Annotated in this window: 3 protein-coding genes and 1 pseudogene; all 4 read right to left on the reverse strand. The window is 61.2% G+C overall.

The features are described 5' to 3' along the window. Window positions 1–188: pseudogene (locus VJR68_RS08265) on the reverse strand (MFS transporter); the annotation flags it as partial. Further along, window positions 185–2,365 (reverse strand): Six-hairpin glycosidase-like protein, encoded by a 2,181-nt coding sequence (locus VJR68_RS08270; protein WP_324147198.1) that lies wholly within the window; start codon window positions 2,363–2,365, stop codon window positions 185–187. The gene VJR68_RS08270 and the pseudogene VJR68_RS08265, both read right to left, overlap by 4 nt. A 261-nt stretch (window positions 2,366–2,626) precedes the next feature. Continuing rightward, the gene (locus tag VJR68_RS08275) at window positions 2,627–4,186 is read right to left on the reverse strand and encodes a GH39 family glycosyl hydrolase (RefSeq protein ID WP_324147199.1); all 1,560 of its coding nucleotides are present in this window, start codon (window positions 4,184–4,186) and stop codon (window positions 2,627–2,629) included. Between the two features lie 202 nt (window positions 4,187–4,388). Then, window positions 4,389–6,740 (reverse strand): TIM-barrel domain-containing protein, encoded by a 2,352-nt coding sequence (locus VJR68_RS08280; RefSeq protein WP_324147200.1) that lies wholly within the window; start codon window positions 6,738–6,740, stop codon window positions 4,389–4,391. Window positions 6,741–6,848: the final 108 nt, after the last annotated feature.

Below are 6,848 nucleotides of genomic sequence, written 5' to 3' on the forward strand. Positions count from 1 at the left end.
GGCTGCACGATCAAGCCCGTGAACGGCGCCGCGATCCACAGCATCGGAATATCGCCCACGCCCGCGCCCAGCGTCTGGAAAATGCGGCTGACATTGGCGTTCTGCAGTGCAAAGGCGAACTGGATACCCAGGAAGCCGAAACACATGTTCCAGATCTGCCAGAACGACAGCGTCGGTTTGCGATTCATGGCGTACCTGTGGCGGGTGAGATGATCAGGTCACCGATGCGCGCATCGTTGAGTGGTCCGTCAACGCCACCCTTGCCGCCGGTGTAGTGCGCGAAGTGGCTGAGGTCGCTCATGTTGAAACCCTGCTGCAGGTCGAAACGGCATGCCGTACCGGACTTCGCGCTGATCACCGCATACGTGGACGATTGCTCGCCGACGCTGTGCGGCATCACGATCGGCACGCGCTGTGATGCGTCATTGCCACATTGCACCACCAGCATCTTCACTGCCGCGGTGACGCCGGTTTCGATCGACCCGTGGTTGTTTTCATAGCGCAGCCATACGCGATAGCGGCCCGTGGCAGGTGCGGTCCACGCACGCGGCCAGCTATCGCCGATGGCCATCGGGTCGCCACCGCACACGGTCGGACTGTGCAGTGATTCCAAACCGTGCTCATCGATGCGCGTCACGCTCACGCACGGCGGTTTGGTGCCTTGTGCAATGTAGGTGCTGCCATCGATGCGTCCGACACGCTGGCCATCTGCATAGAGCACCACCTTGCCATCCACCGTGACGCGCCAGCCCTTGTCGTCCTGATCGATGGTCGGTGCATCGGGGGGCTTGGGCGCGTACAGCGGCGCATCGGTACGCAAAGGGAGTGACGATTGGTCGATCGCCTTCAACATCACTTCGGTATCCGTGCCATGGCGCTTGATGCTGTCCGCCACCAACATATTGCCCTGCAACTTGCGCGGAAGACGCAACGTGACGTTTCGCTCCGGGCCATGCATGCTGATGCTGTCGCGGTCGCCGAACAACATCGGCACCAGCGACACCGGCAGCTTGGGGTCGACGCGGCCATCCTGGGTCAGCCCGAACACGCCTTCGTTGACCATGTCCAGGTACGCTGCCACGGACCATAGCTGCCGCGGCGAATCCACCACCGGGCCGCTGAGCTTGCCTTCGTCGACATGTGTCGCCTGCGTGAGCAGTTCGTAGTTCTCCATGTTGGAGCCGGCCATGGCCGCCCCGCGCATGATGGAACGCAATTCATGCGCGATGCGCGCCGGATCATTCACCTCACGCGCCGCACGCAGTGCATACGCACTGACGAACGGCCAGATGGCGCGATTGTGATAGATCGGCTGATCGCTGCGCTCGGGCCAGATCACCGGACTGCCAGCCGGCCAGGTGGGATAGTTGGCCAGCGCGATGCGCGCGCCTTCGCCTTCGGCGACGCCGCTGGTGATGGCCAATGCCGTGCCGAGCAAGTCATAGGTGTCGTAAGGCGTGCCATCGCCACCGATGTAGCTCATGTACAGGCCGCGATCGGCGCGCCAGAAGTGCGCGTTGATGGCTTTCTTGAGTGCGGCGGCTTGCTCGTCGTAACTCCTGGTCTTGTCGCGATCGCCGTGTTCTTTCGACAGGCGTGCCGCCAGCTGCAGCGCCTGGTAATGCAGCACGTTGGTGGACAGCGCGAAGGATTGCGCTATGGACACCACATTGTTCGCTGCCCATGCCGGATAGGTCTGTTCGCGCCAATCCAGGAAGGACGTCTCGCCGCGATACAGGCCAAACTGCGCATCGAATACATACTGCCGATCCTGCACCAGCGTGTCGTTCAGCGCGCGATACACGTTATCGGCAAACGCCTTGTCATCGAGCAGATGCTGCGCACCCAGGAACCAGACCACGCGATCCGTGCTGATCGGCCAGCTGCCGCCCGAACCGGTGTCCTGCATCACGTACAGACCCTGCGGCAGAGAGGGATCGCGCACCTCCGACAGCTTGAAGTTCAAGCCGTTGCGCGAGCGTTGCGGATCGAATTGCCACAGCCCCAGATCGATCGAGTAGGAAAGATCGCGCGTCCACACGTATGGCCATTTCGCACCCGTCTCGAAGCAGGTGCAGGGAATCGGCTTGCCGTTATCGAACGCACCGTCGCGGATGGCCGTCACCGAATCCTGTGTCAGCTCCTCCTGCGCCATGGCGAACAAACCGTCGAACATCGGACTGGCCGTGTCCACGCGCATGCGCTGCGTGCCGATGTCGCGCTTGCCGAACGGACCCGTCAAGGTGAACTGCCCGTCCTTCGCCACGCTCATGTGCGCCTGCTGCCCGCGCCACGCAATCTCATCGCGCCACATATCCCCTTGGGCGCCTGCGGCCAGGGCCGCCATCAACACAACGCTCAGCATGCACACTCCGCGAATGGATGATTCATAACAATGTTCTGGTTATGGCACGGCGCGAGGCGATGTACATGCTGCAGTCGCAGCATGAATCCTTGGTTTTCGCGCGAGTGGGCGTCGATGGTAGGCAAGTCGCCGACCGAGCGCAGCGTTGTGCATACGTATTCATGCGCCGTAGGTTGGGGGAGCGGAACGCAAACCCAACGTTCTCCGGTACCGGCACGCGCCATGTTGGGGTCCGGCTATGCCTCGCCCCAACCTACGCGTTTATTTCAACTCCACCACCACCAAGCCTTGCGGCGGAACATCAACGCGCAGTCGCCCATTCTCCAATCCCATCGATGCCGGCTCGCTCAACTTGCCCGCCGCGCGCAACTGCGCAATCTGTTCGCGACTGGGGAAATCTGGGCGGCCCATCTGATCAAACAAAGCCACCGCATTGCCATGGCTTTCATCCAGGCGCCACACGGTGGCCTTCGCACCTGCACCCAGGTGCGACACGTCGACGTCGAAATGCTTGAGCGCACCTTGCGGCTCACCCTTGGTGTACTGATCCGCATCGCCCACCGGCGGCGCGTAATTCCATAACGCCAGCACGACGGTGCCGTCATCACGGCGCGTCGCCAGCGCGCTGCTGGAAGACAGCGGCAGGCGCGTATCGCCCAGGCGATGCAGCATCGCAAACGCGTTGAAGGCCGGCTTCTGGATACGGTCGGCCGCGATCAAGCCAAAGCCGCCATAGAACGGATTGCGCACCACCCCCTGCTCCTCGAACACGTCGGAAAAGCTCCAGTAGCTCATGGTCTCGACCTTGCCCGCGCATTCGCGGATCGTGTTGGCCATCCACGGCCCCATGAAGATCGTATCGGTGACGTTCGGCAGGTTGGCGTAAGAGGCGTTGTACTCGCTGAAAATCAGCGGCAGCTTCGGATACGGCGACGCTGCGATCTCCTTATGCACTTTGTCGACCGCCCTGCAGACCATGTCCGCACGCGGAATGTTCTCTTCGGTCTTGAACACGTTCTGCGCGGTGTCATCGCCGTACACGTGCGTGCTGACGAAATCCGCCGGCACCTTCGTATCGCGCACATGCTTGAGGAAGTCCGGCACCCACGCCGCCTGTGCGGTGCTGGGGCCACCCACGCGGATACGCGAATTCACCGCTTTCAGCGTGCGCGCCGTGTTGTCATACAGCTTGAAATACGTGGCCTGCTCCGGCCTGCCGCCCCAGAAGGTAAGGTTCGGCTCATTCCACACTTCGAAATACCAGCTGGCGACTTCATCGATGCCGTAGCGCGCGATCAGGTGTTCGGCAAAGGCGTGGATCATCGCGTTCCACTCGGCGTAATCCTTCGGCGGCATCACGTTCGGGTGATACCAGAAGTCATGCTGCTGCGAAGGATCGGAACTCAGCTCCGGCGGCATGAAACTCAACTCCACGAACGGCTTGATGCCGTGCTCCAGCAGGCCGTCATAAATCTGGTCGACGTAGGAGAAGTTGTAGTGGCTATGGCCATCCTTGTCGCGCGATACCAGGCCCACGTCGCGATCGAAGATGCCATGGAAGCGCACGTAGCCGAAGCCGGTCGCCTGATGCACGGCGTCGAGGTCCTTGCGGTAATCGTCACGCAGCGCCAGCACCGCGCGGCCCGAGCCGAACATCTGTTCCCAGAAATGCGGGAACGCCGTGCCTTTGGCGCTGGCATCGACCTTGATGGCGACCGTATCGGACTCAGGCGGCGTGGCAGCGTGGGCGGCGCCGAGCGTCAGCAACATGGCGAGGCCGAGCTTTGATGCGGTGCGGCGTAACGGGGGAATGGCAGGCATGGGCGGGTCCTTGTGTTTTTGCCGCATGTAAACGTTTACTTTTCGCAGACCCAAGTGTCTTACAGAAAAGGAAGACGTTCAATGCCACCCTTGATCGCCTCAGACCCTTAGGCTGGGATGAAATCCCAGCATCGCCATGTCAAAAGCTGGGATTTCATCCCAGCCCACAAAAGCCTGCCGTATGCAGCGGCGAGCTTTTGCCTCAATGCGCATCCGCTGCGTGTAACACCATGTGCCTCGCCTTGTTCGCGGCCAGCCGAAGCAGTGTCACGCTGCCATAGCGATCATGATCCAGCGCCCAGCCCTCACCCTCTGCCGCCTGCAGGGCATCCGCATTCGCATACGGCTTGAGCGATCCGGCACTGCTTGCAGCAATGCCATGCACTTTCACCAGGTAGTACTTCAATGCCGGCTTGTAACTGCCATGCGGCGCATCGATGCTGAATTCAGCACCATCATTGCTACGTTGTGTACTCAAGCGCTGCGCATAGAATGCGCCGTGCTCGTAGGCATACGTTGCGCCATCATCGTCGTAGTAATCGAACTGCGTGGCCTGCGCGGCAGGAAACACATCCACCGTCAACGCCGTCACCGGCTGCTCGCCGACATAGTCCATGGCCGGTTGCGTAGGGATGATCGCGCCGTCGCGAATGAACAGCGGGATATCGCCCCACGTCTTGCTATCCACCGCGACATGGATGGTCTGGCCGCCCTGGTACACCTTGCCGCTGAAGTAATCGGTCCACCGGCCTGCTGGGAGATAGATGTCTTTTTCCGTCTGGCCTTTCGCCACCACCGGCGATACCAGCAAACCGTCGCCGAACATCCAGGCGTCCACGTCGTCGCGCACCTGCGGGTCGTCGGGATAATCAAACGTCAACGGGCGCACGATGCCAGCGCCTTTCGTGGTGGCGTTACGTTCGTAACTGTAGATATAGGGAATCAGCGCATAACGCAGGCGCATCGCATCGGTCGCGGCTTTTTCGGCAATCGGCCCATACATCCACGGCTGGCGCTTCTCACCCAAGGTGCCGTGCACGCGGAAGATCGGCACGAACGCGGCAAACTCGATCCAGCGTGCATAGTTTTCGTTGTCCGGATGGCCGCGGAAGCCGCCGCCATCCATGCCCCATTTCATTTCGCCCACATCGATGGCGCTGAGCATGCGCTGACGTTGCGCCGCCATGCTGTCAAAGCCGGTGTCGATGTCGCCCGACCACAGGCCATAGGCATAACGCTGCGAACCAAGATAGAAATCGCGGTTGATCGACCACACGCGCGTCGGCGCATAGGCGCGCTGCCCGTCATATAGCGCGCGCTGCATATTCAGGAATTGCGTATTGCTGTTGGTGTCGTCGGCCTCGTCATTCCACCAGCCGACGATGCCGGTATCGAAGGAGTGCTTCAACGCATCGTTGAAGAACCACGCGCGCACCGCCGCCTGATCGAAATCCAGCTCGCGCACCGGCTTGAGCGAGAAATAATCCATGTTCTGCGCACGCCCCGCGGCCCAGAAACCGTGCGACTCGGCATAGCGTCCTTCCACCGTGTCGACATGGATGCGCGGTTTCATGATGCCGGTCATGTGCATGCCGAGTTGATCCATCATGCTTTTGAGCTTGCCGCTGGGACCGTCGGGAAACTTGGTCTCGTTCCAGCGGAATTCGCCGTAGTTGTCTTCGCCCCAGGCCTTCCAGTCGAAATCGAAGGTGAAGTTGTCGATGGGGATATGCCGGCTGCGGTAGCCATGCACGACGGCGAGCAGCTCCTTCTCATCGCTGCCCCACTGGCTGTTGGTGAAGCCCATCGCCCACTTGGGGAACATCGGCGGCGCGCCGCTGAGCGTGGCCAGTGCCGCAAAGATTTTCGACGGGGTGCCAGCGATCACGTCATAGCTGACGTCCTCGCGGGTGATGCCGGTAACGTCGATATGGCCATCGCGCAGATCGAATTTGGCACCGACCGTATCGACCAGCACGCCATAGCCATGCGTGCTCCACACGAACGGGCCACCCGGATAGCCCTGCTCGCCCGCCTTGGCGATCTGCACGCCATGACGCAGCAATCCGCTCTTGGCCGGCTCGAAGGCATCGTAGCCGCCGATGCCGTAAAGCGGATCGCCTGCCTCGTGTTGCAGATCGATCTGGCGATCCATCAGCATGGCGGGATCGGTCTGCAGCAGAACGCGGCCTTGCGCGTCGGCAATGCTCAGGCGCGCCGCTTGTTTGTCCCAGGTAGCCGTGGCCTCGCTGCTGGCGACGGAGACGCTATCGGCACCGTTATGCATGCGCAGATTGGACAGCGTGTCGCGCGATGCATGCGGATCCATCACGATGCCCGGGCGCGTGCTGACGCCATGCGGCATCGCGTGAATTTGCACGACGTTCGGCGTAACAAAACGAATACTGATGCGGTCACTGCCATGGCTAAGCTCGATGCCGCCGGCATCGGCGTGTTCAAGCTGGAAGGTTTGCGGGGTTTGCTCGGCAAGTGCCGGGTACGACGTGGAGGCGATCAGCAGGCCACAGAAGGCCAAGTTACGCAGGGTTGTCATCCACCCATCCTTATGTATTGCAACGTGAGCCGGCCGACTATAACCAGACTGTTTTGTTTTTGGGGTCAATCGTTGATACATCACGAGGGACATTCCCTCCCCTGCGGC

The sequence above is a fragment of the Dyella sp. genome (genome assembly GCF_035277725.1).
Classification (GTDB): Bacteria; Pseudomonadota; Gammaproteobacteria; order Xanthomonadales; family Rhodanobacteraceae; genus Dyella_B.

Excerpts from the sequence above, each read along its gene's own strand:
- VJR68_RS08280 (WP_324147200.1), bottom strand. The coding sequence starts at position 6,740 with ATGACAACCCTGCGTAACTTGGCCTTCTGTGGCCTGCTGATCGCCTCC.
- VJR68_RS08270 (WP_324147198.1), bottom strand. The coding sequence starts at position 2,365 with ATGCTGAGCGTTGTGTTGATGGCGGCCCTGGCCGCAGGCGCCCAAGGG.
- VJR68_RS08275 (WP_324147199.1), bottom strand. The coding sequence starts at position 4,186 with ATGCCTGCCATTCCCCCGTTACGCCGCACCGCATCAAAGCTCGGCCTC.